Annotated in this window: 29 protein-coding genes and 1 tRNA gene; 15 read left to right on the forward strand and 15 right to left on the reverse strand. The window is 68.8% G+C overall.

Features of this window, described 5'->3' with window-relative positions; genetic code table 11:
- Positions 1 to 7 precede the first annotated feature (7 nt).
- Positions 8 to 1480, forward strand: coding sequence for a ribosome biogenesis GTPase Der (gene der, locus ABD648_RS00085; RefSeq protein ID WP_282217466.1), 1473 nt, complete (start codon positions 8 to 10; stop codon positions 1478 to 1480).
- Positions 1481 to 1541: 61 nt separating this feature from the next.
- Positions 1542 to 2465: an NUDIX domain-containing protein gene (locus ABD648_RS00090; RefSeq protein WP_282216722.1), complete on the forward strand. Its 924-nt coding sequence runs from the start codon at positions 1542 to 1544 to the stop codon at positions 2463 to 2465.
- Positions 2466 to 2501: 36 nt separating this feature from the next.
- Here the strand turns inward: ABD648_RS00090 and ABD648_RS00095 are convergent, their stop codons facing one another.
- From ABD648_RS00095 to ABD648_RS00120, 6 genes are read right to left on the reverse strand one after another with little or no spacing between them, the layout of a single operon-like run.
- Complete coding sequence (locus ABD648_RS00095; protein ID WP_282216723.1) at positions 2502 to 3959, reverse strand: HNH endonuclease signature motif containing protein; 1458 nt, start codon at positions 3957 to 3959, stop codon at positions 2502 to 2504.
- Positions 3960 to 3998: 39 nt separating this feature from the next.
- Positions 3999 to 4373 (reverse strand): RNA-binding S4 domain-containing protein, encoded by a 375-nt coding sequence (locus ABD648_RS00100; RefSeq protein ID WP_282217467.1) that lies wholly within the window; start codon positions 4371 to 4373, stop codon positions 3999 to 4001.
- Positions 4373 to 5041, reverse strand: coding sequence for a lysoplasmalogenase family protein (locus tag ABD648_RS00105; protein WP_282216724.1), 669 nt, complete (start codon positions 5039 to 5041; stop codon positions 4373 to 4375). The genes ABD648_RS00100 and ABD648_RS00105 overlap by 1 nt, the downstream gene beginning before the upstream one ends.
- Before the next feature lie 40 nt (positions 5042 to 5081).
- Entirely contained in the window at positions 5082 to 5537 is a 456-nt protein-coding gene (locus ABD648_RS00110; RefSeq protein WP_282216725.1) for a hypothetical protein, read from the reverse strand.
- 20 nt (positions 5538 to 5557) lie between these two features.
- Positions 5558 to 5755: a helix-hairpin-helix domain-containing protein gene (locus ABD648_RS00115; RefSeq protein WP_282216726.1), complete on the reverse strand. Its 198-nt coding sequence runs from the start codon at positions 5753 to 5755 to the stop codon at positions 5558 to 5560.
- A complete protein-coding gene (locus tag ABD648_RS00120; protein ID WP_282216727.1) occupies positions 5752 to 6336 on the reverse strand; it encodes a GNAT family N-acetyltransferase in 585 nt (194 codons plus the stop codon). The genes ABD648_RS00115 and ABD648_RS00120 overlap by 4 nt, the downstream gene beginning before the upstream one ends.
- Before the next feature lie 107 nt (positions 6337 to 6443).
- Between ABD648_RS00120 and ABD648_RS00125 the strand changes: the two genes are divergently transcribed.
- The 4 genes from ABD648_RS00125 to ABD648_RS00140 all read left to right on the forward strand — a co-directional run bounded on the left by ABD648_RS00125 (position 6444) and on the right by ABD648_RS00140 (position 8551).
- Positions 6444 to 6520, forward strand: a tRNA-Pro gene (locus tag ABD648_RS00125).
- 281 nt (positions 6521 to 6801) lie between these two features.
- The gene (locus ABD648_RS00130) at positions 6802 to 7215 is read left to right on the forward strand and encodes a hypothetical protein (RefSeq protein WP_344708096.1); all 414 of its coding nucleotides are present in this window, start codon (positions 6802 to 6804) and stop codon (positions 7213 to 7215) included.
- A gap of 61 nt (positions 7216 to 7276) precedes the next feature.
- Positions 7277 to 7798: a hypothetical protein gene (locus tag ABD648_RS00135; RefSeq protein WP_282216729.1), complete on the forward strand. Its 522-nt coding sequence runs from the start codon at positions 7277 to 7279 to the stop codon at positions 7796 to 7798.
- Positions 7799 to 7930: 132 nt separating this feature from the next.
- Positions 7931 to 8551, forward strand: coding sequence for a pentapeptide repeat-containing protein (locus ABD648_RS00140; protein ID WP_282216730.1), 621 nt, complete (start codon positions 7931 to 7933; stop codon positions 8549 to 8551).
- Here the strand turns inward: ABD648_RS00140 and ABD648_RS00145 are convergent.
- Together ABD648_RS00145 and ABD648_RS00150 are read right to left on the reverse strand one after the other, a co-directional pair.
- Positions 8548 to 9078, reverse strand: coding sequence for a hypothetical protein (locus tag ABD648_RS00145; protein WP_282216731.1), 531 nt, complete (start codon positions 9076 to 9078; stop codon positions 8548 to 8550). The genes ABD648_RS00140 and ABD648_RS00145 overlap by 4 nt on opposite strands.
- On the reverse strand, positions 9075 to 9896 hold the full coding sequence (locus ABD648_RS00150; RefSeq protein WP_282216732.1) for a hypothetical protein: 822 nt from the start codon (positions 9894 to 9896) through the stop codon (positions 9075 to 9077). Before ABD648_RS00150 ends, ABD648_RS00145 begins: the two co-directional genes overlap by 4 nt.
- A 172-nt stretch (positions 9897 to 10068) precedes the next feature.
- Between ABD648_RS00150 and ABD648_RS00155 the strand changes: the two genes are divergently transcribed.
- Together ABD648_RS00155 and ABD648_RS00160 are read left to right on the forward strand one after the other, a co-directional pair.
- On the forward strand, positions 10069 to 10755 hold the full coding sequence (locus ABD648_RS00155; RefSeq protein WP_282216733.1) for a hypothetical protein: 687 nt from the start codon (positions 10069 to 10071) through the stop codon (positions 10753 to 10755).
- A gap of 185 nt (positions 10756 to 10940) precedes the next feature.
- Positions 10941 to 11330 (forward strand): hypothetical protein, encoded by a 390-nt coding sequence (locus ABD648_RS00160; RefSeq protein ID WP_282216734.1) that lies wholly within the window; start codon positions 10941 to 10943, stop codon positions 11328 to 11330.
- A gap of 24 nt (positions 11331 to 11354) precedes the next feature.
- Here the strand turns inward: ABD648_RS00160 and ABD648_RS00165 are convergent, their stop codons facing one another.
- Together ABD648_RS00165 and ABD648_RS00170 are read right to left on the reverse strand one after the other, a co-directional pair.
- The gene (locus tag ABD648_RS00165) at positions 11355 to 11819 is read right to left on the reverse strand and encodes a VOC family protein (RefSeq protein ID WP_282216735.1); all 465 of its coding nucleotides are present in this window, start codon (positions 11817 to 11819) and stop codon (positions 11355 to 11357) included.
- Positions 11820 to 11853: 34 nt separating this feature from the next.
- Positions 11854 to 12513, reverse strand: a complete 660-nt coding sequence (locus ABD648_RS00170; protein ID WP_282216736.1) for a TetR/AcrR family transcriptional regulator — start codon at positions 12511 to 12513, stop codon at positions 11854 to 11856.
- A gap of 76 nt (positions 12514 to 12589) precedes the next feature.
- On the opposite strand from ABD648_RS00170, the gene ABD648_RS00175 reads away from it, so the two are divergent.
- Positions 12590 to 14020, forward strand: a complete 1431-nt coding sequence (locus ABD648_RS00175; protein WP_282216737.1) for a purine-cytosine permease family protein — start codon at positions 12590 to 12592, stop codon at positions 14018 to 14020.
- On the forward strand, positions 14017 to 15636 hold the full coding sequence (locus ABD648_RS00180) for an amidohydrolase (RefSeq protein WP_282216738.1): 1620 nt from the start codon (positions 14017 to 14019) through the stop codon (positions 15634 to 15636). Before ABD648_RS00175 ends, ABD648_RS00180 begins: the two co-directional genes overlap by 4 nt.
- Positions 15637 to 15657: 21 nt before the next feature.
- Here ABD648_RS00180 and ABD648_RS00185 read toward each other — a convergent pair whose 3' ends face one another.
- Positions 15658 to 16371: an IclR family transcriptional regulator gene (locus ABD648_RS00185; protein ID WP_282216739.1), complete on the reverse strand. Its 714-nt coding sequence runs from the start codon at positions 16369 to 16371 to the stop codon at positions 15658 to 15660.
- A 16-nt stretch (positions 16372 to 16387) separates the two neighbouring features.
- Positions 16388 to 17572, reverse strand: a complete 1185-nt coding sequence (locus ABD648_RS00190; RefSeq protein ID WP_282216740.1) for an adenosylhomocysteinase — start codon at positions 17570 to 17572, stop codon at positions 16388 to 16390.
- A 128-nt stretch (positions 17573 to 17700) separates the two neighbouring features.
- Between ABD648_RS00190 and ABD648_RS00195 the strand changes: the two genes are divergently transcribed.
- Together ABD648_RS00195 and ABD648_RS00200 are read left to right on the forward strand one after the other, a co-directional pair.
- Positions 17701 to 18720 (forward strand): Gfo/Idh/MocA family oxidoreductase, encoded by a 1020-nt coding sequence (locus ABD648_RS00195; RefSeq protein ID WP_282216741.1) that lies wholly within the window; start codon positions 17701 to 17703, stop codon positions 18718 to 18720.
- Between the two features lie 278 nt (positions 18721 to 18998).
- Entirely contained in the window at positions 18999 to 19379 is a 381-nt protein-coding gene (locus ABD648_RS00200; protein ID WP_282216742.1) for a hypothetical protein, read from the forward strand.
- A 20-nt stretch (positions 19380 to 19399) separates the two neighbouring features.
- Here ABD648_RS00200 and ABD648_RS00205 read toward each other — a convergent pair whose 3' ends face one another.
- Genes ABD648_RS00205 through ABD648_RS00215 form a run of 3 tightly spaced genes read right to left on the reverse strand, consistent with a single transcriptional unit; the run spans position 19400 to position 25190 of the window.
- Positions 19400 to 22858 carry an error-prone DNA polymerase gene (locus ABD648_RS00205; protein ID WP_282216743.1) on the reverse strand — a complete coding sequence of 1153 codons (3459 nt, stop codon included), beginning with the start codon at positions 22856 to 22858 and terminating at the stop codon, positions 19400 to 19402.
- The gene (locus ABD648_RS00210; RefSeq protein WP_282216744.1) at positions 22858 to 24396 is read right to left on the reverse strand and encodes a DNA polymerase Y family protein; all 1539 of its coding nucleotides are present in this window, start codon (positions 24394 to 24396) and stop codon (positions 22858 to 22860) included. Before ABD648_RS00210 ends, ABD648_RS00205 begins: the two co-directional genes overlap by 1 nt.
- Positions 24393 to 25190, reverse strand: a complete 798-nt coding sequence (locus ABD648_RS00215; protein WP_282216745.1) for a hypothetical protein — start codon at positions 25188 to 25190, stop codon at positions 24393 to 24395. Before ABD648_RS00215 ends, ABD648_RS00210 begins: the two co-directional genes overlap by 4 nt.
- A 144-nt stretch (positions 25191 to 25334) precedes the next feature.
- Between ABD648_RS00215 and ABD648_RS00220 the strand changes: the two genes are divergently transcribed.
- Genes ABD648_RS00220 through ABD648_RS00230 form a run of 3 tightly spaced genes read left to right on the forward strand, consistent with a single transcriptional unit; the run spans position 25335 to position 26646 of the window.
- Positions 25335 to 25805 (forward strand): prepilin peptidase, encoded by a 471-nt coding sequence (locus ABD648_RS00220; RefSeq protein WP_282216746.1) that lies wholly within the window; start codon positions 25335 to 25337, stop codon positions 25803 to 25805.
- Positions 25806 to 25823: 18 nt separating this feature from the next.
- Complete coding sequence (locus ABD648_RS00225; RefSeq protein WP_116636791.1) at positions 25824 to 26039, forward strand: response regulator; 216 nt, start codon at positions 25824 to 25826, stop codon at positions 26037 to 26039.
- On the forward strand, positions 26029 to 26646 hold the full coding sequence (locus ABD648_RS00230) for a CYTH domain-containing protein (RefSeq protein WP_282216747.1): 618 nt from the start codon (positions 26029 to 26031) through the stop codon (positions 26644 to 26646). The genes ABD648_RS00225 and ABD648_RS00230 overlap by 11 nt, the downstream gene beginning before the upstream one ends.
- Positions 26647 to 26707: the final 61 nt, after the last annotated feature.

A 26707-nucleotide genomic window follows, 5' to 3' on the forward strand; every position in this document is an offset into this window, starting at 1 on the left:
CGAGAAGATGGAGCTGATCGACGAGGAACTCGCCGATCAGCGCGCCGAGACGCTCCGCGCAGGTCTGGCGGACTACGAGCTCGACGATGAGGATGCCGCGCTCCTTGCGGGCATCACCATGGGCGAGGACGGGATCATGTTCAGCCCGGCACTGCCGGTGGTGGCGATCGTCGGTCGTCCGAACGTGGGCAAGTCCGCGCTCGTCAACCGCATCCTCGGCCGTCGCGAGGCTGTGGTGGAGGACACCCCCGGTGTCACCCGCGACCGCGTGACCTACAAGGCCGAATGGGCCGATCGCCGCTTCTCGATCGTCGACACCGGCGGCTGGGAGCCCGACGCCCGCGGCATCGACCGCTCGGTCGCGATGCAGGCGGAGATCGCGATCGATCTCGCCGACATGGTGCTGTTCGTCGTGGATGCGATGGTCGGTGCGACCTCGACCGACGAGCACGTGGTGAAGCTGCTCCGCAAGAGCGGCAAGCCGGTGTTCCTCGTCGCCAACAAGATCGACGACACCCGGCAGGAGCCCGAAGCCGCAGCGCTGTGGGCGCTGGGTCTCGGCGAGCCCTACCCGGTTTCGGCCATCCACGGCCGCGGCGTCGCCGACCTGCTCGACGCGGTGCTGAAGAAGCTCCCTGAGATCTCGGCCGTCGCGAAGCAGGAGATCGGCGGACCGCGCCGTGTCGCGATCCTCGGTCGACCGAACGTCGGGAAGTCGTCGCTGCTGAACAAGGCGGCCGGAGAAGAGCGCGTCGTCGTGAACGAGCTCGCCGGCACGACGCGCGACCCGGTCGACGAGGTCGTCGAGCTCGGCGGCAAGATGTGGCGCCTGGTCGACACGGCCGGCATCCGTCGTCGCGTGCACATGGCGCAGGGCGCGGACTTCTACGCGTCGCTGCGCACCTCGGCCGCTCTCGAGAAGGCGGAGGTCGCGGTGGTCGTGCTCGATGTGTCGGAGACGATCAGCGAGCAGGACGTGCGCATCATCGACCTCGTGCTGGAGTCGGGCCGTGCGCTGGTGCTCGCGTTCAACAAGTGGGATCGCCTGAACGACGACGACCTCGAGAACGCCGACCGTCGTCGCTACCTCGAGCGCGAGATCGAGCAGGACCTGGCGCACGTCGCCTGGGCGCCGCGCGTGAACATCTCGGCGAAGACGGGCCGTCACCTCGACAAGCTCGTCCCGGCGCTGGAGACGGCGCTCGAGAACTGGGATCGTCGCATCCCGACCGGCAAGTTCAACGCCTTCCTCGCCGAGCTCGTGGCCGAGCACCCGCACCCGCTGCGTGGTGGCAAGCAGCCGCGCATCCTGTTCGGCACGCAGGCGTCGACGCGTCCACCGACGTTCGTGCTGTTCACCACCGGGTTCCTCGACCCGGGATACCGCCGGTTCATCCAGCGTCGCCTGCGCGAGCTGTACTCGTTCGAGGGAACGCCGATCGTCGTCAACATGCGCGTGCGTGAGAAGCGTCAGCGCTGAGCTGTTCCCGCCTGTTGCGCCAGGTGGTGACGATGCCCGGATGCTGTGAAAGGCTGAGGGGGTGACTGTCGTACCTCCTGCCACCGGTGAGCCGCGTCGCCCCGACGGGCCGCGGAACCCCGGTGATGCCTGGGTGGTCGCGGAGTCGGGGGAGAAGTACTGGGGGCGGTTCGGCGCAGCCGGGCTGCTCGCGTTCGACCCGGCCCGCGGCATCCTGCTGCAGCACCGCGTCTCGTGGAGCCACTTCGGCGGCACGTGGGGTCTGCCGGGCGGTGCGCTGCACGAGGGGGAGACGGCGATCGTCGGTGCGATCCGCGAGGCCCAGGAGGAAGCGGGCGTGCCGGATGGCGCGGTCAGGGCCCGATTCATCAGCGTGCTCGATCTGGAGATCTGGTCGTACACGACCGTCATCGCGGATGTGCAGGTGCCCTTCGAGCCGGTGATCAGCGACCCGGAGAGCGTGGCTCTCGAGTGGGTGCCGGTCGATGAGGTTGCGACGCGGCCGCTGCATCCCGGATTCGGTGACGCCTGGCCGGCGCTGCGGGCGCTGCTCGATGTTCGTCCTGCGGTTGTCGTCGACGGTGCGAACGTGGTCGGTTCTGTGCCGAACGGATGGTGGAAGGATCGCGCCGGTGCGGCTTCCCGGCTCCGGTCGCGGCTGGAGGGGCTGGCTGTCCCCGCGTCGGATCTCGGCGTGGAGGGCGACCTGTGGTTCCCCGAGGTGACGTTGGTCGTGGAGGGTCAGGCACGGGGCATCGCCTCCGGCCTGGACGCCGGCTCGGTGTCGGTCGTGAACGCGGATGCCTCGGGTGACGACGCGCTCGTCGCCGAGGTCGAGCGACGAGTCGCGGCAGGCGAGACGGTCCTGGTGGTGACCAGCGACCGAGCGCTTCGTGAACGCGTCGAGCAGGCTGGTGCCGCGCAGGTTCGATCTGCCGGATGGCTGGTGGATCTGCTGTCGCAGGCGGACCGCGCGAAGAGCTAGCACGAGGGACGTCCTCTCTCGGGTCGTGTTCTTGCGTCAGATGAACATGACGCGGTGGGTGGGTCGGTCGTCGTAGTCGCGGCCGAGGGGGCTGTGCCAGGTGATGGTGCCGTCGCGTTCTTGTCGCGCCGTCCACCGGTGCGTGTCCGGGATGTCGGGGTGTTTGAGGGTGTGGTGGCGGCGGCAGAGGTGGGCGAGGTTGTCGATCCGGGTCTTGCCGCCTCGGGCGTGGTCGTGGTTGTGGTCGATGTCGCACCGGTGCACGGGCATCCGGCAGCCGGGGAACCGGCAGTGCTGATCCCGGGCACGCAGGAACCGTCGCATCCCCTCCGTCGGGGAGTATGTGTCGGTCTGAACGACCATCCCGTCCGGATCGAGGAACAAGCGCGACCACCCGGTGTTCCGTCCGGCGAGGTCCCGGGCGATATCGGGATGTATCGGCCCGTACCCGTCGAGCTCCGCCGGACGGTCATCCTCGCCGGTCAGGGTGGTTCCGGCGATCGTGACCTGGATGCGCCCCTGGATGTTGTCCAGCCCGCCACCCTGCACGGCACTCGGGTCAGTGGTGAGCAGGAGGTCGGCGAACAGATCCGCCTGCACCTGATCCCAGGTGCGCGTGTCCGCGGGGACAGCTTCCGTGTCTGAATCGGTGTCTGTCTCCGGGTCGGTGGCGAACGTGTCGTCGCTGAAGATCTTGCCCTCGTCGGCGTCGCAGTCAGCGTCAAAGTCAGAGTCGGCATCGCGGTCGACGTCAGAACCGGCTCCGCAATCCGTGTCGGAGTCCGTACCGGAGCCGCTGTGGCCGTAGGGGTTGCGACCGGCGTGAGTACGGTTCCGGATCACCTGTCGGGCCATCTGCGCCAACCGGTCCGTGATCGCGACCGCGAGCCATTCCGGCAACACCGCCGTCAACAACGCCAGCCCATCACCGACCGAGCGGACCTTCACACCCCGCTCACCCGCCGCCCGCTTGTGCCGGTCCGTGACCGTCTCCCCGACCAGAGCCGCCGCAACCTGCTTCGCATGCGCACCGGTGCGGGCAGCGGTCTCCCGTTCCGCGAACACCAGCACCGCCGCCTCATACAGCCCCATCACGCCGGCATCCGCCTTCTTGTTGCGGATCGCCTCCGACACGATCGCACTCGCCCGACAGATCTCCCGCACATGCGAGGCACTGATCCGTCCCGACCCGAACGCCTCCCACACCGCGGGCAACTCGCCACTCACCGTGCGGGCGTCCGTGAACGCGAACTCGATCGTTCCCTGAGGGATCCGCCCCGCGGCCGAGAACTCCGCGACCATCGACCGGTAGATCGCATCCCGATGAAACGGACTCCCCGCCACATCAACGTCGTGGATGGAGATCTGCTCCACCATCAGCCCCATCGCCTCGCACTCGAGCACCGCGATCTGCCGCTTCTTCTCCACCCACGCATCCAGCACACGACCACGCTCCTCGAGATCGAGGTCGAAATCCGTCCGCCGCTGTGCCATACCTCCAGATTAGAAGATATGTTCGAATATGGCAGCATACTACTCGAGGAAGAACTCGTCCCGCCCGCGGAGCTTGTCGATGTCTCGACGCTCGCGCTTGGTCGGCCTTCCAGCGCCGCGATCGCGGAGTCCGAGCGCCGCCTGCGGTTCACGCTCCGGCGTGCGATCCTCGTATGCCAGGGCGGCAACGGGGGCACCGACGCGCTTCACGAGGATCTGGCGCACGGCGAGGATCCGGTCGAAGCCGGAGATCCGGATGCGGATCTCGTCGCCGATGCGCACGGCCTGAGCGGCCTTCACCTTCTCGCCGTTGACGCGTACATGCCCCGCGCGGCATGCGGTCGTCGCCGCCGAGCGCGTCTTGTAGACGCGGACGGCCCAGAGCCAGCTGTCGACCCGCGCGGCATCCACCATCATGAGCTCCGCTTCCGCAGGACGACCAGGGCGCCGGCCACGATGAGGCCCTGACCGATCGTGTAGGTGAGCATGATGGCCGGGTTGCTCCAGGCGGGGAGGGCGTCGGGGAGGAACAGTCGGAACGCGAGGATCGTGTCGCTCGCGAGGAAGAACGCGCCCCCGACAGCGACGAGCGGGTGGCATCGTGCGGAGAATGCCGCCGTGCCGCCCAGCACGAGTCCGTAGACGGCCACAGCGATGAGCAGGCTGCCGGTGTGCGGGCCGAGGAAGATGAGCATCGCGACCCACCAGGCGGCGTAGACGAGTGCCCACCACGGCATCCGTCCCTTTCCCAGATGGCGGACGAACAGGGCGATGTATGCCAGATGCGCGATGCCGAAGAAGAGCAGCATCAACGGCAGCTCGGGTGCGGTCGGGAAGAATGCGCCGACGCTGTCTCCGAGCCAGGAGAACAGCAGAGCGGTCAGGAGCAGGATGAGCGCCGGACGCGGCGCGACGGCTCGGGCGGACAGCAGCACCGGCACGGCCAGGAGCGGCATCAGCAGCAGCTTCGTCGGTCCCGCCGCCGGGCTTTCGACGGCCAGGAGCACGACATGCAAGACCGAGACCGCGACGAAGGGGGCGAATGCCCACGTGATCGTCGGGCTCAGACTGCGGCGCTGCATCTCCCCATCGTATTCTCGACGCTTCATCGATCCCGCCGGATCAGGATTCGACGGTGACCTGTTCGACATCGCCGCCCGCGCCGAGGTGCACGGCGGGCCAGTACCCCTCGGGAAAATGTTCGCCGCAGCTGTCGATCAGATGCAGGATGATGGTGCCGTCGGCGGCGGCCTCGATCGTCTCGAGCGTGAGGTCGGATGCCGCGTCGTCGAGTTCGTGAGGTTCGGGTTCGCCGTTGCTGAAGTTCGTGACCACGGCATCCGAAGCGATCCGCCGGAGCGACGTGAGATCGGCGATCGTCTCGCGTACGCGGGGGAGCAGGGGAGTGACGTCCTGCGGACTCGTGCCCTCGAGCATGAGCTCGAGCTCCACGCCGTCGATGACGACGGTGCCGCTGTACCAGTCGTGAGTGAGCACGCTGCCGTCTGTCAGCTCGGTCGTCGCACGTGCGAGGGTGCCCAGTTCTGGATCGTCGATGGTCGGATGCTCGTCGCTCATGACTTCACGCTAGTGCCCGGTCATGGCGCCAGCATCCGGCCTGCCCGATCCAGGTGCTCGCGGAGGATGCGGATCGCCTTCGGTCCGACGCCGTGGATCGCGAGCAGTTCTTTCTCTGACGTGCCGTCGAACTGATCGAGCCGCGTCAAACCGTGCAACGCGAGCTCGCGCCGGGCCACCTTGCCCATTGCGGCGGGGAGCTCTGATTCGTCGCTCATGAGCGGAGATCCAGCGTCACGAGCGTGCGCCCCGGCTTGAGTTCGGTGGTCTCCGAGAAGCCTGCGGCGCGGAAGGTGCCGACCGTGCCGTGGAACAGGTCGTTCGCGCGCTGCTTCTCACCACGCGTGTCGACGGGGTAGCCCTCGATCAGCCGAGCGCCCGATCTCCGTGCAAAGTCGACCGCGGCTCGCAGCAGCTCGAGGTTGAGACCTGTGCCGCGATGCTCTCGTCGAACGACGAAGCACGTCACGGCCCAGACCGACTCGTCATCGAACGGCTCGGTCGACGCGGCGGCGATGATGCGCGTCCGCGGGATGCGCGCCTGCTTCGTGCGAGGACCGATGCGGATCCACCCCGCCGCCTCGCCGTCGACGTAGGCGATGATCCCCGGCGGAGGGCCGTCGTCGATCTCGGCGCGGAACATCTCGGTGCGCTGCGGAGTGGTCGTCTCGTTCCAGTCCTTGTTGCTCAGCATCGGCCAGATGCACTGACAGCTCGCGCCGTCTCCACCGCCGGTGAGCGCGTGCTGAACGTCATCCCAGCGGGCGGTGGTCGCCACCTCGGTCGTGATCGTCGCCATGGACCGCACGCTACGCCGAGCATCCGACACCCGCAACGCACCGGTTCGCGGAGCGCCGTCCGGTCAGGCTAAGATAGGGGAGTTGCCCGCGCGGAAGTGCGGAACAACGGGCTGTGGCGCAGCTTGGTAGCGCACTTGACTGGGGGTCAAGGGGTCGCAGGTTCAAATCCTGTCAGCCCGACCACATAAGGCCCGGAAACTCGTGAGAGTCTCCGGGCCTTCTGCATGTCCGCGCAACGCCGACCAGTCTGGGTTGCGGGTTGCCTGTGACCGCCTTCGAGGTGCCCATAGGCTTGAACCATGCCTGTGCTCTTGTATCCCGCATTGCCGGATCGCGGGGATGGGGCGCGGTTGGGTGGTGCTCCGCCGTCGGTGATCGAGACGCATCCGCTTTTGGAGACGCATCGGTATCTGCTGACTCTTGCCGCGGGCTGCGCATCGTGGACCGGCAGTAGTGAGGTGTCGGTGGTGTTGCGTGCCGGCTTCGGCATCGAAGACGAGGACGTCGTCTATCCGGACATGGCGATGCGGGCGATCGTCCATGATCCCTCACCGCGTGGTGCGCGGGACGACCTGGGGTGGCCGGGACTGCGTGCGACAGCGCTGATCCAGCGACCGGACGCCGCGTCCACGCCGGCTCTGGTGCGGATCGATGACGAACCCGTCTTGATTCAGGGTGAGCCTGCGTTCGCTGACGCCGTGCGCGCCGATGGGCATCGATTCCTCTTCCAGATCGATGAGGAGGGGTGGCCTGTGGAGGGCGAGCTCGAAGACGTCATCACGGAATACCTGTGGGGATACGGCTCGGTGTACTTCTACGGAACACCGGATGAAGACGGGATCGTGCGCGACGTCGTCGCAGGCTTCCTCGACTTCTAGCCGAACGCGACAACTTCGTTGCACCAAGCAGCCCTCGAAGCGCCGTCGATAAACTGCTCCGGTGGGAACCGACGAATACCGTGATGCGAGCCCGCGAGAACCGGTCAGCACGGCACGCGACAGCGTGCCGCAGGGGCGACTCACGTTCCGCACGGTGTGGGGTGGACCGTCCCCGCAGGCGGGCTTCATCGAGGAGCTCGCCCGGATCAAACAGCGCGTGCGAACCGTGGATTTCTCGTACCACTTCGACCTCTTCCTCACGGTCGGTGGCGAGATCACGCTGGTGCCCAGCCCGTCCGGATTGCGGACACCGCGGGTGTTTCTGCCGCGACGCACTGTCACGGGAGAAATCCGGATCAGCAACGACGATGTCAGCGCCGCTTCTGATCCGATCGCGTTCCTGCGGCAGACGATTCACGCGGCAGTCGCCGATCTCATGGGTCGCATCGCTGCCCGTGACTCTGCCTTCGACGTGGACGCGGAGCGAGGGAAGATCGCTTTCCTCATCGACGAAGAGGCCACCCCCGGCGCGGATGCAACTCCGGATGCTGCCACGTCTGCTGCCGAGAAGACGAGCCAGTGAAAGCGCCTGGCGACGCCGAGCTCTCACGCCGCTGGACACCGGATCGGCTGGCTGCGCTGCAGGAGCAGGTTCTGGAGCAGGCGCGCATCGTGAAGGGTCCGCATCGGTTCGACACCGACTGGGCTGCGACGGATGAGGGCCGGCTGGATCTGCGGCGTGAAAGCGGGGCGGGATGGCCTGCAGTTCCGGTTCATCACGTTGTCCCGCGTCGACTTCCGCCGCGCACGAGGCCGCCTGATGTTCTTCGAGTCCGAGCTCTCCGACTGCCTGTTCGATTCTGTATCGCTCACCGGGCAGCCCCGTTTCGACCGCGGCTTCGTGCGATGCAGTTTCCGTGACGCATCACTGAAGGGGTTGGCGATCGGCACGCAGGTCACCGAGTGCGACTTCACCGGGGCTGACCTACGGGTGGTGAAATCGTTGCCGAATACTCGATTCGACCGTTGCACCTTCGACGGTGCCGACCTCAGCGGAGCCGACTTCTCGGATACCACCTTCACGGACTGCACGTTCGTCGATGCCACGTTCTCCGCGGGCACGAGCTTCACGCGGTGCGCTTTTGTGAACACGCCCGTCGCGTTCGGTCTCGCACGTGTGACACGCTCACGTCGTGAGGGCGAGCCGCTGCCGGACCAATGGGACGGCGAAGAGCAAGCCGACGCAGCGCATGAAGCGTACGCGCGGCGCTATGCGCGTGCCGCCGCTGCTGGACATGCGGACGATCTGGCCTTGGACCCGGAGGTAGCGAGCTAGCCGTCTGGCGCCGTCTCAGGGACGCTGGTGGCATCGAACAGTAATCCGTCGACGACGTGGTCGCGTCGCGCTGGCTGCGCGATGATGTGCTTCAGCAGATCCTCGAAGTGAGAGAACACGACATCCGCCTCTTCGAACTCCGGCTCCGTTCCGTGGACGACTGCTCCATCGTCTCGCACTGCGAGGTACTCGTATCCGTGGCGAACGGAGAGCAGGATCGGCAAGTGGCGCTTCCAGAAACCGGAGACCGCTTCCGTCTCAGCATCCGTCGTCGCTGCCTCGATGCTCAGCTGTTCCCACTCGTTCCAAGCGAACGCACTCTCGGCGCCGGTCGAGTAGTCGTGGCGGGACAAGAACCACACCGTCTCGTCTGAATTCGACAGGAGTGCGAACGAGGACACCCAGCGGATCACCGTTTCGGATGCCGTGTGCAGCGCGGAAGGAACGCCCTCTTCCGTGGGCGGGGGAGGCTCGCACCTCCACCCGGCTTCCTGCAGGGATTCGGCGGCACGCTGGAAGACCGTCACGTCGTCGCGCCTGTGTTGACCCATTCCAGCGTCGACATCTTCGCCTCGATCGTCTCGAGTCCGATGTTCCCGCATCCGACCAGGGTGAGCCTGCGCAGTCGCGGGAGGTCGTTGACGGCGGCGATGCCGACGATCTTCTTGCAGTACTGGATGTTGAGGACCTCGAGCTGCTGGAGAGCAGCCAGCTCCGAGATGTCACCCAGCGCGGTGAGGTTCTTCAGCCGCAACGACTCCAACTGCGGGAGCGCGCTGATCCCGGTGATGCTCGTCAGCGTGCGTCCACCGATCAGTCCGAGACGGCGAAGGCCCACCGGTTCGACGAGGCGGAAGATCTCCTCGTCGGTGGGCACGTTCAACAGATTCAGTTCTTCCAGCGGCAGTTCGAGCGCCTGCCGCACGTTGTTCAGAGATCTCTGCGGATAGAGGGAGAGCGCGCGGAGCCGCGGGAAATGCTCGTTCTTGAATCGGAACGGTTCGCCGACGTAGAGGCTCTTCAGGTTCGGCACCACCACATCCGGCCACACCAGGGTCCGATCGCCGATGTGCACCGAGAGGTCTTCCAGACTCTCCGGGAGATCGCCCTGCCGCAGTTCGGTGACGACGGTGGGGAGGACCCGCCCCGGCCCGATGCTGAGGGCTTTCAGCCCCGTCATCGCAGTGATGATCTCCGGGAGACGGTCGATGGGCCCGTCGAGAGGAGACCACAGGTGCACATCGGTGATGCGTGACAGCTTCTCGGCGTCGTAGGGCTGGTCGTAGAAGACGAGGTCTCTGTCCGGCACGTCGAACTGCTCCCGGTGCGCACTGTGCAACACCATGGTCCGCTTGCTCGTTGACGCCCTCATCCACTCTCCCCTGAATCCGCCTGCTTTCGGCCACGCCAGGACCCAGATTACCGGCGCGTGTTGTCGTCGTTCCTGCCGCGCCGCGCCGGTTCCGGTGCGCTTGTACGTGCTTCGCTCGCATCCACATTGCCGGGATAATGGAGGGGTGACATCGAATCAGGAGGTCGTGACCTACGACGGGTTGCCGACCTCGGCGGGTGGTGCGCACTCGCTTCGCACCAAGAACCCCCGCGTGGCCTACGGGAGCGTGCAGGATTTCCTCGACGCCGCCGTGCTGACCGTCGGTGCACCGGAGATGTCCTTCCAGCTCTGGGCCGGAGGCCCGCCCGACGTCGGAGACCGCTTCGAATCGTTCGCGGCGGCGCACCTCGGCGGACCGCAGAGCCGGCAGCGGACACACACCCAATGGCGGGTTCGCCCAGATGACGTCGATGCCACGCTCGACGTTCTGAGCAGTGCCGGCTCGGGAGCGGTGACCGGCCACGGGCATCCGCTGGCCTCCCTGGTCTGGACTGCACGGGTGGCTCTGGTCGACCCTGCGACGGGAACGCCGTACGAGGGGATCGATGCCGATGCGTTCGGTCGGTTCGCGGTGGATGGGTACGGACGCCTCCTCGGCGCGTCCGGGGTGCGTGCCATGTTCGGCACGACAGCCTCCTCTCTGTCGCTCTGGCTCGGATTCCCCGCCGACGACCGGTTGCACCCTGCTGCCGCTCATGTGCAGAAGCACCTGCCCTTCCGACTGTCGGCGAAGCACTGGCGCCGGTGGCGTGCTACGAAGGACGGGCAGTCCTACCGGGCGACCAAGATCACGTCACCCCTGGTGTCATGAGCTCACCGTCGAAGCTCCATCGGCTCTGCGTCTTCATGACGCCCGCGGATGAAGCACAGTTCAGCGATGCGGTGCGATCCCGTCTTCCCTCGGTGAGGTTCGTCGACGCGACTCGACAACCCGAGACATCCACCCCGACGTTTCGCTCATCGCTGAGCGAATGCGCAGGCCCTCACGTCACCCTCGTGGACACGAGCATCATCTCCGAGAGCATGTTCCATCGTGACTACGTGGTGCGTCATCCGTCCGGTCGGGGGTGGGTGTACGCGATCGTCGGTGCCGGCCTCGCGAGCCTCGTGCGGCCGCGTTCCGAGGACGAAGGCCTGCGGAACGGCGAGCTGCGGGCATCCGTGCCGACCGGCGACACCCGCACCGCCGAGTACATCCGCGAACTGATGCGGGTGGCGCGCACAGGCGGGATGAGCGTGTTCGCTGTCGACCCGATGACGAAGGACATCGCGCGCCGAGCGGAGAGGAACTTCATCGCGTGGCCGGATGCCGCCTCCCGTTTCGGGGCGAAGGAGGCACCGTTGCTCACGAATGGCCCGACGGCGTGGTTCACCGTCGATCGGTGAAACGGTCGCCCCTGACCGGCGGCGTCAGCGTTCGCGCGCGTCGTCGGTCGTGAAGCCCTCGTGTGCCGCGCGCTCCTCGAGCGTCTCCAGCTCCTGGAAGAACGTCACCTGCCAGCCGGACGGACCCTGCACGCGGGCGTTGAGACTCCGGAAAGGCGTCTTCACCGGCGGGGAGATCAGCTCGGCGCCGCCGCCTGTCGCCGCGGCGACGGCCTGCTCCGTGTCGTCGACCTCCAGCGCGATCCGCAGGGCGCCCGGTGTGCGTGGTGCGCCCTCGACGTCGTCGATGTTCCGGGCGTGCGTCGGCGTGGCCAGCTCGATCGTCGCGACGCCGACGTGCAGGATCGCCACGCGGTCATCGCCCTCGGTCGCGTAGGCCAGTTGCTCCGGCATGCCGAGCACGTCGCGATAGAACCGCACCGCGGTGTCGAAGTCGTCGGTCTCGATGATCAGACGCAACTGCTTGGGGGAGGGGGTTTCCGATGTCATGCCCCTCATCTTGCACGTTCATCGGCGGAGCCGCTCAGCCTGGCAGCGCTGCCATCGCCTCCCGCAGCGCGCCGACCTCCAATCCCAGCGCCCACTCCGCGACATCCGCGACCACGCGCGTGTGAGCCGGGTGCTCGATCGGCTGCGACGAGTTCACGTACGATCCGCCTCCGTCGAGGGCGATGAAGATCCGGATGCAGGCGGACTCGGCATCCGCGCCGGGGAAGTCGCCCGAGGCGATGCCGTCCTCGATCATCGCCGTCAGGCGCTCGCGGTCGAGCTCGTCCTGAATCTGCAATTCGGTGTCGAGCGGGGGGCTGAATCGCGACAGGTGTCGCGCGTTGAGCCAGAGTCGAGCGAGCGGGAGTGAGCGGCCCTGCTCGACGTGATCCACGAAGCGTGCCAGCCGCTGCATCGGCGTGCCACCGGTCGTGAAGAACTGCTCGCGTTCGAGGACCGCGGCGCGGGCGAACGCGGCGACCACCAGATCCTCCGCGACGGGGAAGTAGTGCGTGATCAGGCCGGGGCGCACGCCGAGTCGCGCGGCGACAGCGCGGAGCGTGATGCGCTCGAGTCCCTCCTCGATCGCGATCGCCGCAGCGCACGCGAGGATGTCTTCGCGCCGCTCCTCGGGAGGCTTGCGGGTACGCGGCGGAGCGGAGTGGGAAGAAGTGCTTGACGTCACCCCACCCATGCTATTGAATGAGTGACCAATAGTCCATTGGGCATGTGACCAATAGCAGTGGCGCTCTCCTCCCGAAAGGAACTCCATGACCCAGATCCCCTCCATCGACGCCGAGGCTCTCGACGGGGCCTCCCGCCCCGAGACCCGCGGCATCGAGCTGATCGACGACGCCGAACGCCATGGCAGGGCGCGCGACCTCTTCCTGATCTGGGCGGCCCCGAGCGTCAGCATCCTGAACCTCACGATCGGCGCTTCGCTGATCCTGCTCGGTCTCGAGATCTGGCAGGCGGTCGCCGTGATCGTCGCCGCCTCGCTGCTCTGGGTCCTGCCGGGCATCATCGCCGGCAGCGGCCCGGCATCCGGCACGTCGGGCTCTGTGGTGACGAGGGCGATGTACGGCATCCTCGGCAACCGGCTCTTCGTCGCCGTGGTCGGATGGTTCATCGGCGCGGTCTTCCTCTCGCTGACCTGGCTCGCATCGTCGTTCCTGGGCGCCGACCTGCTGCGGCGGGTCGGCATCTCCGACCCGATCTGGGTTCCGATCGGCGTGACCCTCGTGGTCTCCGCCGTCACGATCCTGGTCGCGATCTTCGGCCACGGACTCATCCTGCGCGCCTACCCGTACATGGCCGGGGCGCTGTTCGTCATCTTCCTGGCCGTCGCGGCGTTCATCCTGCCCACCGTCGACTGGCAGTACTCGGCCCCGGAGACTCTCAGCGGCCCCGCCCTGTGGTCGGCGATCTCGATCGGCTTCACGATCCTCGCGTCGACGCCGCTGTCGTTCATGAACAGTCCCGACATCGCCCGCTACCTCCCTCGTGAGACGAAGCCGTCGCACATCGCGGCCGCGACCGCGCTCGGCGGTGCCATCCCGTTCATCGTCTTCACGACCGTCGGCGTACTGCTCGCGACGGGCCTGAGCGAGGCCGCCTTCGCGACCGGCATCGATGTCGCGCTGATCGACCTTCTTCCCTCCTGGCTCGGGCCGGTCCTCGTGCTCGGCGTCGTGATCAACACGATCGCCCTCAACGCCATGACCGCGTACACCTCGAGCATGGCTCTCCAGGCCATCGGGTTCCGCCTGCGTCGCATCCCCGCGGCGATCATCGTCGGCGTCGTCGGCACGGCGCTGACCATCTACCTCGTCCTGTCGTCGAGCCTGCTCGAGGCCGCGAACCTCATGCTCCAGTTCCTCGTGATCGTCTCGGGACCCGCCATGGCGATCTTCGTCGTCGACGTCATCCTGCGCCGCTACGACTACGACGGGATCGACCTCTTCCATGACCGACCCGGCGGCCGGTTCTGGTACTCGGCGGGATGGAGCATCCCCGGCATCACCGCGCTGTTCGTCGGCGGGATCGTCACCGCGCTGTGCCTGTCGACGAGCGTCTGGAGCGGTCCCATCGCACAGGCCCTGGGCTACATCGACCTCTCGGTGCCCGTCGGCATGCTCGTGGCCGCGGTGCTCTATGCCGGCCTGTTGCGCACGCCCCTCGGAAAGGACGGTCGACCATGACCACTCGCTACATCAACGGACGCATCTTCACGGGCGACCCCGACCCCGTCACGGCCTGGGCCGAGGCTTTCACGGTCGACGCCGACACGATCTCGTACGTCGGCTCGAACGGCGATGCTCCCGAGGCTGACGAGGCCGACGAGACCGTCGACCTGGAGGGCCGCCTGGTGCTGCCCGGGATCACCGATGCGCACACCCATCTGCTCATGGCGGGAGCGGCACTCGGGCAGGTGCCGCTCACCGCGGCGCGCTCGCTCGACGACATCCAGGCGTTGCTGCTCGATGCCAGGGCTGCGAACCCGGAGGCCGCGGTGCTGCGGGGGAGAGGCTGGCTCTTCGACTCGATCCCCGGCGGCGCACCGACGGCCGCCATGATCGACGCCGTCGTCGCCGACATCCCGGTGTATCTCGACGCCAACGACTACCACTCGTGCTGGGTCAACACCGCCGCTCTGGTCGAACTCGGCATCACCCGGGACACCCCCGATCCGATCGGAGGCCATTTCGCCCGGGATGCCTCGGGGGAGCCGACCGGGCTCCTCTACGAGACCGCGGCGACGCAGTACGCCTGGGCGCACCGCGACGCGACGACGACCGACGCCGACCGTGACGCGGACGCGGACCGCGTCATCGAGGCCTACCTCGCCGCCGGCGTGACGGGGGCGGTCGACATGGCGTTCGACGAGTTCGGACTTGCGGCGCTCCAGCGCGCGCAGGAGCGTCATGGGGGAGAGCTGCCGATCCGCGTCGCCGCGCACTGGCTCATCACCAACACGGGCGACGATGGCGAGAACCTCGCGCAGGTCGCGCGTGCGGCCGAGCTCGCCCGGGAAGCCTCCTCGCCCTGGTTCCGCGTCGTCGGCATCAAACTGATCCTCGACGGCGTGATCGATGCGTGCACCGCCGCGATGCGGCATCCCTACGCCGATGGCACGAACGCCGCGCCCATCTGGCCGGTCGCGCAGCTGAACCCTGTCGTCGCGGCGGCGGATGCCGCGGGCCTGCAGGTCGCGCAGCACGCGATCGGCGACTACGCCAGCGAGATCGCCCTGGATGCCATCGAGAACGCGATCGCCGTCAACGGCGACAGGCCGCGTCGTCACCGCATCGAGCACCTCGAGTACGCGGCGCCTGGCACCGCCGAGCGGATGGCGCGACTCGGCGTCACCGCCTCGATGCAGCCCGTGCACAGCGACCCTGCCATCTTCGCCAACTGGGCCGAGATGCTGGGCGACGACCGGGTGGACCGGGCGTTCCCGTGGCCCGAGTACGAGGACGCGGGTGCTCTGCTCGCGTTCTCGACCGATGCGCCGACCGCCCCGCACGAGGCGCTGGCGAACATGTACGTCGCGTCGACGCGCGCCTCCGCGCTCGACCGCTCGATTCCCGCGGTCCATCCGCAGTACGCGCTGCCGCTCGCGGCGGCGATCGGTCACGCGACGCGCGACGCCGCGGCATCCGTCGGCGATGGCGACTGGCGCGGCCGCATCGCCGCGGGGTTCGCCGCCGACGTCGTCATCCTCGACACCGACCCGTTCGTCGAGGGGCCGGCATCGCTGCTCGAGGCGCGGGTGATCGAGACGATCGTCGCCGGGCGGTCGCGGTACCGCGCGTAGGGGTGGCGGAACCGGCGCGACTCAGATGCCGAGCGCGCGTTCGATCTCACGGGCACCGCGCTCCGCGGCGGCGGAGACGTCCTCGGCCGGCACCTTGCTGTAGCTCGTGGCGATGTAGGGCACGGTCAATGCGGCGACCGCCTCGTCGAGCCCGCTGCGCAGGATCGGATGGACGATGTCGGTGATGCCGGGCTGCGCGGAGTCGGGGCGGACGAGGAGACGGTCGCGACGGATCCCCGCGAGCATCGCGCCGTCGATCTCCGTGTGCGCGACCGAGCTGAACGCGGAGAGCACGTGGCCGCTGGCGGTCCCGTCGAGGGGGAAGAGCGCTCCGACCCGCACGTGGAAGCCGAAGTCGTCGGGGCTCTCGACCTGCGCGATGATCCGCACGCGGCCCTCGTCGATCACGCCGAGATTGCAGGACTGTCGCGTCGCATCCGCGACACGTCGCATGGCCGGCATCGCGGCGGCGATGAGCGACCTGGTCGGCTCCTGGCGATGCGCGAGGTCGAACAGCCGCATCGACAGCTGGTACAGGCCGCTCTGCGGGTCGCGGTGGAGGTAGCCGCGCTTCTCGAGCCGCAGCAGCACGCGGAAGATCTGGCCTGGCGAGCGATCGACGGCCTTCGCGATGTCGAGCTGGCTGAGCCCGTCGGCCGCGGCGGCGAGCGTCTCGAGGATGTCGAGAGCCTTGTCCACGGCGGGTGCCGCATAGTCGGGCTGCTGTTCGACCAAGGGTGTCTCTCCGTCGTCAGGATGAGGAATCGAGGACTGCCAGGATACGACGGGCGATCGTGCGATCGATGTCGTCGGGCACGGGCTGGGGTCCTGCGGAGAGAGCCGAACGATCGGTGACGACGCGCACGAGCGACAGGGTCTGCAGGAGGAATCCGAGGTCCATCGACTCGATCGAGTTCCCCTTGGGCTCGCTGCCGGCGAGGTTAAACATGCGGCCGTTCGCCAGCAGGATCACATGCCCGCCGTGTGGGAGGTCGATACGGTCGACAGCGGAGCCGAGCGAGGTGGTCGACGTCGCTCTGGCACGCAGCGTCTCGACGTCGATCTCCCAGGGAAAGTGTCCGACGTTGCCGATGATCGCACCGGCGTGCATCTGCTCGATGATCTCGTAGGGGAGCACGCCGGGGCGGCCCGTCGCCGTGATGAAGACGTCTCCCCAGTGGGCGAAATCCGTCGCGCTTCCGACGCGGAACCCGTCGAGGGCCGCCTCGAAGGCCTTCAGCTCGTCGGTGTCGACGACAGCGACCTTGCCACCGAGCGCTCGAAGGTAGTGAGCGACCCCGCGGCCGCACCAGCCGTAGCCGAAGACCACGAAGCGCCGCCCGGGGACCATCGCGTTCGTGATGCGCATGAAGCTCTCGACCGCGGACTGCCCGACCGCATGCTTGTTCTCACCGATGGCCTTGAGCAGGCTGTCGTTGATCACGATGACCGGGAAGGGCACGGCGCCGGCGAGTTCCGTGCGAAGACGATCGCCGCCGCTGGTGGTCTCCTCGGTCCCGCCGATCACGGTGCCGGTCGTGCCACGGGCGACGAGTCCGGCGACGAGATCGGCTCCGTTGTCGAGGATGATGTCCGGGGCGCCGTCGAGCACCGCGGCGATGTTGGCCTCGTGCTGCGCGAGGGTGTCGTCGCGACGGCCGTGGATCGTGATGCCGGGCAGCGAGTTCAGGTAGTCGACGACATCGTCCTGCGTCGACCCGAAGTTGCCCGTGCCGATGAGCTCGGCGCCGCCGGCGGCGAGCGTCTCCACGAGGACCGCGGTCTTCGGCTCCACGTGCAGGGACATGCCGATGCGGTGGCCGGCGAAGGGTCGCGTGCGCTCGAGCTCCTGCCGCACGTCGGCCAGCAGCGCCATTCGGGAGCGGATCCAGGCGACCCGAGAGTTGTCCTGTGCGGCCATATCGGAAGCGGTCATGCGCGTCAGCTTACAGATACAAAATTAGAATGCATATACAAATCTGCTGCGATCGGTCTTAGGCTGACACCGCGAGTGCCGAGAACGAGCACCCGCGAGATCCGGATGCTTCGGGAAAGGCCACAGTCATGCACCCTGTCGGTTTCGTCGGGACGGGCTTCCATGCGCGGACCAACCTCCTGCCCGCGGCTGCGCTCGCGGGTGTCGAGATCGTAGGCATGGCGAGCCGCAACGCGGAGCGCTCCGCTGCGACACTCGTCCGCGCAGGCTTCGGGGACGCGCGCCCGTACGGCAGCGTCGGCGACATGGTGGCCGACAATCCTCACCTCGATCGGGTGATCGTCTGCGCCCAGCCATCCGATCAGCCAGCGATCGTCCGGGAGCTGATGGACGCCGGGGTGCATGTGCTCGCCGAGAAGCCGCTCGGGCTGGATGCCGGCGAAGCGAGGGCGCTCGCCGACCACGCGACGAGCCGAGAGGTCGTGCTCCGGGTGGCCTTCATGAAGCGGTATGCGCCGGCAGTACTCGCCCTTCAGGAGCTGCTGGCGACCGCGCAACTCGGGCCCCTGCTCTCCTTCGACGTGCGCTTCGGTGCAGACGCGGGCGCCTTCGCCCCGACCACGGCGGACTTCATCCGACTCGCGGCGATCCATCACGTGGACCTCGTGCGCTTCCTCTTCGGCGACGTCGAGCGGGTCGATGTCGCCTTCGCGGGAAGCGACCTGGCCGCCACGGTGCTCGTGACCGTGCGCATGCGCTCCGGTGTCGTCGGCACCCTGCACCTCACCAACGGTCCCGGACACACGAGCGAGCTCGACATCACCACGATCACCTGCGAACGCGGCATGGTGACGATGACCGACACGCGAGAGCTGGTCGTGCGCCGCGGGGCCGTCGGCGGTGGCGACTGGCGCCGTCCGCGCGAGCAGAGTACGTCCCTGACGCCGGCCGTGAGCACGATGTCGGGCGGTGCGCAGGACCTGGTGCTGCGTGGCTTCGTCGACGAGATCGCAGCGTTCGCCACCGGCGACCTGGGTCGTGACGACCGGAGTGCGGAGGAGAACGTGCGGACCATGGAGCTCGTCGACGCGATCGTGCGACAGCTGCCGCCGGATCGCGCCGCAGGCGAGAACACCGGCGGCGCCTGAGCCTCACCCGCGGGCGGGGGAGGTTTGCCCTCCCGACTGACCCGTCCCCAGACGATCTCGTCGAGAGGGCCACCGCCCTTCCCGGACGGTTGGGGAGGCGGCGAAGATATCGCTGCACTCTTCGGCTGATTCCCCAGGTCTCAGCCCGTAGCCCCCGCTACATATAGCAGAGTACATCGGTTTTGTCTTGTCCACCATTTGGGGGACAAAGAAAGTTGCGAAAGTTTTCTGGACGATGACCCGGTTGTCTTCCCGCAGGGGTTTCGTAGGGTGTAGTCATGGACAGATTGCTCGTGATCACCGCGCAGGTCGCCATCGCCCACGGCCACCGGGTCGAGGTGATCGAGCAGATCGATCCCCTCACCGAGGAGCCGGTGGTCCTCGCCGTCGTCGACCTCGACACCGGCATCCGCTACCGACGCACGGACGAGGTGCGTGGCGAGTTCTCCCGTTGGATCGGCCGGGTGATCGAGTGCACGGTGACGATCGGCGGTGCCGGACGAACGGTGCTGCGCGTCGACCCGATCGGCTCGGGCGCGACGGAGGCGAAGGGCGCGCTGTACGGCGCCGACGCGGCCGCGGACGCCGCGAAGGCCGAGGCCGACCGCTGGGGCGGCACGGACCGTCCGCCGGCGGAGGAGCCGGAACGCTTCTGGTGAGCGTCTGGCACCGGTGCGCATCAGCGGAAGTCCCTGGATCGATGCGTGAGCCCGGTGCGCAGATCCTCGAAGGCATCGGCGAGCACGTTCACGACCCCCTCCTCTGAACGCTCCAGGATGCCGCGGATGATGAGCGCCGGAGAGTCGCGGGCCACGCGCCGATAGCGGTTCCATACGCCGGTCGAGCAGACGACGTTCACCAGCCCGCTCTCATCCTCGAGGTTCATGAACGTGATCCCGGAGGCCGTCGCCGGCCGCTGACGGTGGGTGACGAGGCCGGCGACCTCGATGCGCCGTCCTGATTCGTGCGCGCGCAGATCGGCGGCGGTCAGCACACCTCTGTCGCGGAGCGCGCCGCGGAAGTGTGCCATCGGGTGGTCATCGGTCGAGACGCCGGTCGCCCAGAGGTCTGCGGAGAGCCGTTCGTAGCTGGTCTGATCGGCGAACAGGGGCGGCTGCACGGCGACGGAGGTGCCGGGAAGGAAGCGCGACCGGTCGTCGGCGGCCGCACCCGCGAGCCAGATCGCCTCCCGCCGCTCCAGCCCGAGGCAGGCGAACGCGCCGGCGGTGGCGAGAGCCTCCAGTTGTGCGGCGGTGGCATCCGTGCGCCGCACCAGGTCGTGCAGGTCGCGGTAGAGGCCGTTGGCCTCGCGCTCGGCGACGATCTTCTCGGCCAGGGGCACGCCGATCCCGCGGATGCCGCTGAGCCCCAGTCGCACCGCGTGCCCGCCGTCCCGGCGATGGGAGGCCGACTCGTCGGGGGCGTCTCGGTCGAAGCGGAGCGTCGGAGGCTGCGGAGTGTCGAGGCAGTCGTCCCTGCCGGTCGGCCGCCCGGTGGGCTCGGCGAGCGGCTCCAGCGTCTCCGTCGCGCCCGAGGCATGCAGATCGGGGCGGCGGACCTCCACCCCGTGCCGTCGCGCATCGGCGGTCAGTGTCGCCCCGGAGTAGAAGCCCATCGGCTGCGAGCGCAGGAGCCCGGCGAGGAACGCGGCGGGATAGTGCAGCTTCAACCAGGAGCTGGCATAGACGAGCAGCGCGAACGACAGCGAATGCGACTCCGCGAAACCGAAGTTCGAGAACGCCTGGATCTGCGCATAGATGCGATCGGAGGCGTCGAGGTCGAGCCCGCGCCTGGCCATTCCCGCGTAGAGCTTCTCGCGCACTCTCTCGATCTTCTCCAGGCCCCGCTTCGAGCCCATGGCCCGACGCAGCAGGTCGGCCTCGTCTGCGGTGCAGTCGCCGACCGCCGTGGCCATCTGGATGAGCTGCTCCTGGAAGATGGGGATCCCCAGTGTGCGCTTCAGGATCGGTTCGAGATCGCTGTGCGGGTAGGGGATGGGGAAGTCCACCGGCTCCTCGCCGCGGGCGATCCGCTCCCGGTTCTCCTCGTCGAGGCGGTCCTTGGCCATCTTGCGCCGGACGAACGGATGCACGGCCCCGCCCTGGATGGGGCCGGGGCGGATGAGAGCGATCTGGATGGTGAGGTCGTAGAAGCTCCGCGGCTGCAGGCGGGGGAGCAGCCCGATCTGCGCGCGCGACTCGACCTGGAAGACCCCGATCGAGTCCGCTCGGCACAGCATGTCGTAGACCGCTGGCTCCTCCTTGGGGAGGGTCTCCAGCGTCCACCGCTCACCGGTGGCCTCGAGGATCATGTCGAAGCAGTGCTGGAGCGCGGCGAGCATCCCGAGGCCCAGCAGATCGAACTTCACCAGTCCCATGAAGGCGGCGTCATCCTTGTCCCACTGGATCACCGTGCGGTTCTCCATGCGGGCATGCTCGACAGGAACGACCTCGCCGACGGGTCGCGCCGTGAGCACCATGCCGCCCGAGTGGATGCCCAGGTGGCGCGGCGCCTTCAGCAGCTCGCCCGCGTAGGCGAGCACGTTCTCGGGGATGTCGTGACCCTCCGACGGCTCCAGGCCCGTGCCCCAGCCGTCGACCTGCCGCGACCAGGCATCCTGCTGCCCCGGTGAATGCCCGAGCGCCCTTGCCATGTCGCGCACCGCGTTCTTCGGACGGTACTGGATGACGTTCGCGACCTGGGCCGCGCGCTCCCTGCCGTACTCTCCGTACACCCACTGGATGATCTCCTCCCGGCGGCGGGAGTCGAAGTCCACGTCGATGTCGGGCTCCTCTGTCCGGGTGGTGGCGAGGAACCGCTCGAAGGGGAGGCCGTAGAGGATGGGGTCGACGGCGGTGATGCCCAGCAGGTAGCAGACCGCGCTCGCCGCAGCGGACCCTCGTCCCTGGCAGAGGATGCCGCGCCGCCGTGCTTCGGCGACGATGCCGTGCACGATGAGGAAGTAGCCGGGGAAGTCCTTCTCCTCGATGACGTCGAGCTCCCGCTCGATCCGGCGATGCTCCTCGTCTTTCAGTCGGGGATACTTCGACGGCACGGCCTCCCACACCAGATGCCGCAGCCAGCTCATCGGCGTGTGCCCCTCCGGCACCTTCTGCTTCGGCAGCGCCGGTCGCGCGAGTCGCAGCGGGAACGCGGATGCCGCTGCCAGCTCGAGGCCGTACGAGATCGCGCCGGGGTAGCGCTGGAAGCGCGCCGACATCTCCGCTCCGCTGCGCAGGTGCGCGCCGCCGTGCGCGGGCAGCCATCCGTCGAGCTCGTCCATGCTGCGGACCGCACGGACAGCGGCCACCGCCTCGGCGAGCGGGGCCTGGGCAGGACCGGCGTAGTGCACGTTGTTGGTCGCCACCACGGGCAGCCGCATCCGCCGGGCGAGTTCGGCGAGGGCGTCGTTGCGACGGGTGTCCTGCGGATCCCCGTGGTCGAAGAGCTCGACGGCGACGTGGTCGGCGCCGAACAGATCGACGAGGCTCCGGAGCGGGGTCGCGGCATCGCCGACCTCGAGTCCCCGACGCACCGCGCCCTTGCGGCATCCGGTCAGGATCGTCCACTGCCCACCCGCGCTCGCCGCGAGCTCGTCGATGTCGTAGACCGGGCGCCCCTTCTCGCCCCCGCGCAGCTGGGCGGCGGTGATCGCGCCGGAGAGGCGGTGATAGCCCTCCATCCCGCGCGCGAGGACCAGCAGATGCTCACCAGCGGGATCGGGGCTGCCCCGCTGCGGAGCGGGGAGATCGAGGGACAGCTCGGCGCCGTACACCGTCTGCAGCGGCGACTTCATGAGCTCGGCCTGGTCGGCGAACCGTGCGGCGCCGTAGAAGCCGTCGTGGTCGGTGAGGGCGAGGGCCGTGAGCCCGAGGCGCTCGGCCTCGGCGAGGAGATCCTCCGGGGCGGAGGCGCCGTCGAGGAACGAGTACGAGGAGTGCACGTGCAGCTCGGCGTAGGGCACCGCATCGGCCGGCCGGGATATGCCGGTGAGCGGTGTGCGCTGCCGTCGTCGGCTCACCGGTCCGGGGTCGGGTCGTGTGGCGGGCGGCTCGACCCCCTGCCGCGGGGCCGGCTCCTCTCCGCTGAGGGTGCGCTCGAGCTCGCTCCAGGTCTGCGGGGGATTGTGCCAGCCCATCAGCGATACCTCCCCTCGACCCACCAGCGCTCGCCGGTGCGGAAGACGAGCCAGGCGTGGTCGTGATCGTCGACGATCTGGAGCCGGTGCCCTCGTCTGCCTCCATCGGATGTCCAGCGGCGCTCGTGCACGGGCCAGGGGCCGGCCCAGGCCTGCACGGCGACGCCGTCGATGCGGGCGGGCTCCTGGGAGAGAGCGCCCCGGTCGTCGACGCTGATCGCGGCGCCGTCGGCGGCGAGCACCCCGATGGGGCGCGGCGGCAGGAAGACCTCGGCGGGGAGCGGGTCGGGCAGGCTTCCGGGCCACGGGGAGCCGGGATCGCGAGGGGCGACGGCGCGCTCGCCCCACGGGGTGAGCACCTGACGATCGGCGAGCCAGCGGCCTCCGGCGAGCGCGGCGGTGACCACGCCCTGATGCCCCAGCATGGTCTGCACGCGGGAGACCGCGTGATGCAGCCGCTCATCGGTGCCGGAGCCGAAGAGTCCGGGCTGATGGTGGGCGGCGTCGTCGACGGCGACCGGGACGATGCGCACCGCCAGGATGCCGCCGAACGCCCGCGCCTCGTCGACGGGCTCCTTCGCCGACTGCGCGGCCAGCGCCTCCAGCTGCCAGCGCACGCGGTCGACCAGGTCGGAGGCGTCGAAGCAGGTCGGATGCAGCCACGTGCGGGAGAAGACCGTCCCGTTGTCGTCCGTCATGTCGATCCGCACCTCGGTGCAGACGACCGAGGCGTCTCCGAGGGCGAGGAGCACGGCATCCGCCGTCTGCCGCACGGCGAAGGCCACCTGATCCGTTCCGCCCAGCGGGGACTCGAACTCGATGCTCCGCACCAGCTCGGGGTCGGGAGGGCGAGGCGTCAGCGGCCGGGAATCGGCGCCGGCGGCGAGCGCATGCAGGCGCGCGCCGTGCTCGCCGAAGCGGTCGCGCACATCGAGCGGGGCGAGCGCGGTGAACTCGCCGAGAGTGCGCACGCCGAGGCGGACGAGGAGGCCGGCGATCTGCTCGTCCCGCAGCACCTGCACGGGGTAGGGCGCGAGGAACTCCTGCGACCGCCCCGGCGGGACGACGGTGCAGGCGTCGCGGCCCCGTGCGGCGATCTCGGCGGTGAAGGGACCGTCGGCGACGCCGATGCGCACCTCGGGCAGACCCGCTTCCGCGAGCACGGCGGCGAGGGCTCCGGCCGCTTCGGCCTCTCCGCCGTGATAGCGGGAGATGCCCCTGGCGCGGAGGATCGCGAGGCCAGGACGCAGCAGGGCGACGCCCGGCGCATGCTTCTCGATGAGCTGCAGCACCGGGAGGAAGGCGCGCTCGTCCCGCGCCGGGTCGTGCGGAAGCACCCGCAGCGAGGAGAGATGCCCCTGCGCGACGCGGCGGCGCTGACCGGTGCGCACGCCGTGCTCCCTGGCCGAGGCCGTGCAGGCGACGATCGTGTTCGCCTGCACCAGCGCGGTGGGCGGATGGGGAGGCGGACCGCCCAGAGCGGCGCGCAGCGGCCAGTCCGGGAACCACAGCACGAGGACGCGGAGCGGGGTGTTCATCCGGCCTCCGCCCAGTGCAGGAGCTCGGTCGGAGCCGTGTCGTCGACCGCGGATCTGCCGGAGGCCGTCTCGGCGGCGAGCGACGGCAGCGCGGTGAGCTCTGCCGCGGCCGCCTCGACGGCACCATGTCCGTCGGGCAGCTGCACGCGCACGCTCGAGGGTCGGGGACTGTGCCGGGTCGTGGCCGTCACCGTCACGGTGCAGTCGGAGAGCAGCCCCCAACCCGCACCGAGACCGTGCCAGTGCGGGTCGTGGAGGCGGATCGACCCCTCGCTCTGCGGCCATCGCTCCACGGCGGGGGATTCCGTGACCAGGAGTGTGCATCCGCGATCACGGAGCCGTGCGCTGAGGCGCGAGACGTCGGCGTCTCGTGCCCGCGACTGCGGGTTCACCACGATCAGGGGGACGACCTCGGCCAGTGCGGAGGTCGCCGCGAGCCAGCGCTCGCCGGGTTCGGGGACCAGGATCAACCGGGTCAGGTCGATGCCGAAGGCGGCGGCGGCCTCGACGCCGAGTGTCGGCATGCCGACCACCGCGCACCAGTGCCCCTTCCTGGAGGCTGCACTGAGCAGGGCGAGCACGAGGCTCGGTGAGGGGGAGACGCTGTAGGCGGTGCCGGTCTGCAGCCCCTCTTCCGGCAGCAGGGCGGCGAGCGAGGGGTCGAGCGGGAGCAGCGCGTGCTCGCTGCGCCGCCGCTGCATCCTGCTGATCTCGCGGCGCAGTCGCAGCACCTCTCCGGCGCGAGAATCGCTGGTCGGAGAGAGCGCGGTCACCGCATCGAGCCCGATCCCCATGCATCCATCCTCGAAGATATGTACGAATAAAGCAAGTGGCACTGATGACGCTAGTTCGTACATCGGACATCCGGAATCGATCGCGGTGCGACGGTTATCCACACCCCGTCGGCACGGCATCCGCCGATCTCCTACCCTGCCGGGATGGACCCTCGGCTCGCGCTCGTCGCCCTCGTGCACGGCGCGCTGCTGGGCATCGGCGGATGGCTGACCGTGATCGACATCCGCACGCATCGGCTGCCGAATCGGATCGTGCTGCCGACCCTCGCGTCGCTGATCCTCCTCGTCGTGATCGACGCCGTGGTCTCGGCGCAGAGCGCTCCGATGATCCGCGCTCTCCTCGGTCTGCTCGTCCTCGCCGGGTTCTACGCCCTGCTGCGGTTGATCAGCCGCTCGGGGATGGGCGGAGGCGACGTCAAGCTCGCCGCGGTCATCGGACTCGTCCTGGGATGGCACGGCTGGCAGCAGCTCGCGATCGGCGCGGCCTCCGCCTTCGTGCTGGGCTCCCTCTTCGCCCTCGCCCTGATGCTCTTGCGCCGGGCGGACGGCGCCACCCGCATCGCGTTCGGACCGTGGATGATCGCGGGCGCGCTCCTCGGCATCCTCGTCGGATGAAGGGTCTACTCTGAGGTCATGGCACTCGCACGACTTCACGGCGGCCCGCTCGACGGGCAGATCATCCCCCTCGGCGACGCGGACGACAAGCTGATCGTCCCCTACAGCGAGACGCAGGTGGTGTACAACCGCCGCGGCGAGCCGCAGAACACGGGACCCGAGGACGGTCCCACCGAGATCGACTACTGGTTCGACGAAGCCCTCGAGGATCTCACCCTCAACGATGACGACTGAGCCGTCTCGCACGGTCGAGGTCGAGCGAAAGTACGACGTCGACATCGACACGCCGCTGCCCGGCTGGGAGGACATCCCCGGCGTCGACGCCGTCACGGCGGGTGAGGAGCGGGCGCTGGACGCCCGGTACTTCGACACCGCAGACGGCGCCCTCGCGCGCTCCGGAGTCGCACTCCGCCGCCGCACCGGCGGCCCGGACGAGGGCTGGCACGTGAAGGGGCCGAGGCAGGGCGACGGACGACTCGAGCTCGGCTGGCCGCTCGGAGAGGGCGACGGGCTTCCCGACGCCGTCGCCGCGACCGTCTCGGCCTGGACCACCGAGCCCCTCGCACCGCTCGCCCGGATCGAGAACGACCGCACCGCGTATCTGCTCACCGGCCCCGACGGGGTCGTGGCGGAGTTCGTCGACGATCGGGTCCGCGCCACCGACCTCCGCGGAGGAGTGCAGCGCGAATGGCGGGAGTGGGAGATGGAGCTCGGACCCGCAGCCCCGACCGACGTGGCCGGACGAGAGGCGTTCTTCGCCGCCGTCGAGCGGGCAGTGCGCGCCGCCGGAGGCCGTCATTCCGCATCCGGATCCAAGCTCGCCCGCGCGCTGGGGTTCTAGCCCGATGTCGTTGCCGTACGCAACCCCTTCCCGGGCGAGCTCGGCGCGTGCTTGAGTGACA

This window comes from Microbacterium luteolum (genome assembly GCF_039533965.1).
GTDB lineage: Bacteria > Actinomycetota > Actinomycetes > Actinomycetales > Microbacteriaceae > Microbacterium > Microbacterium luteolum.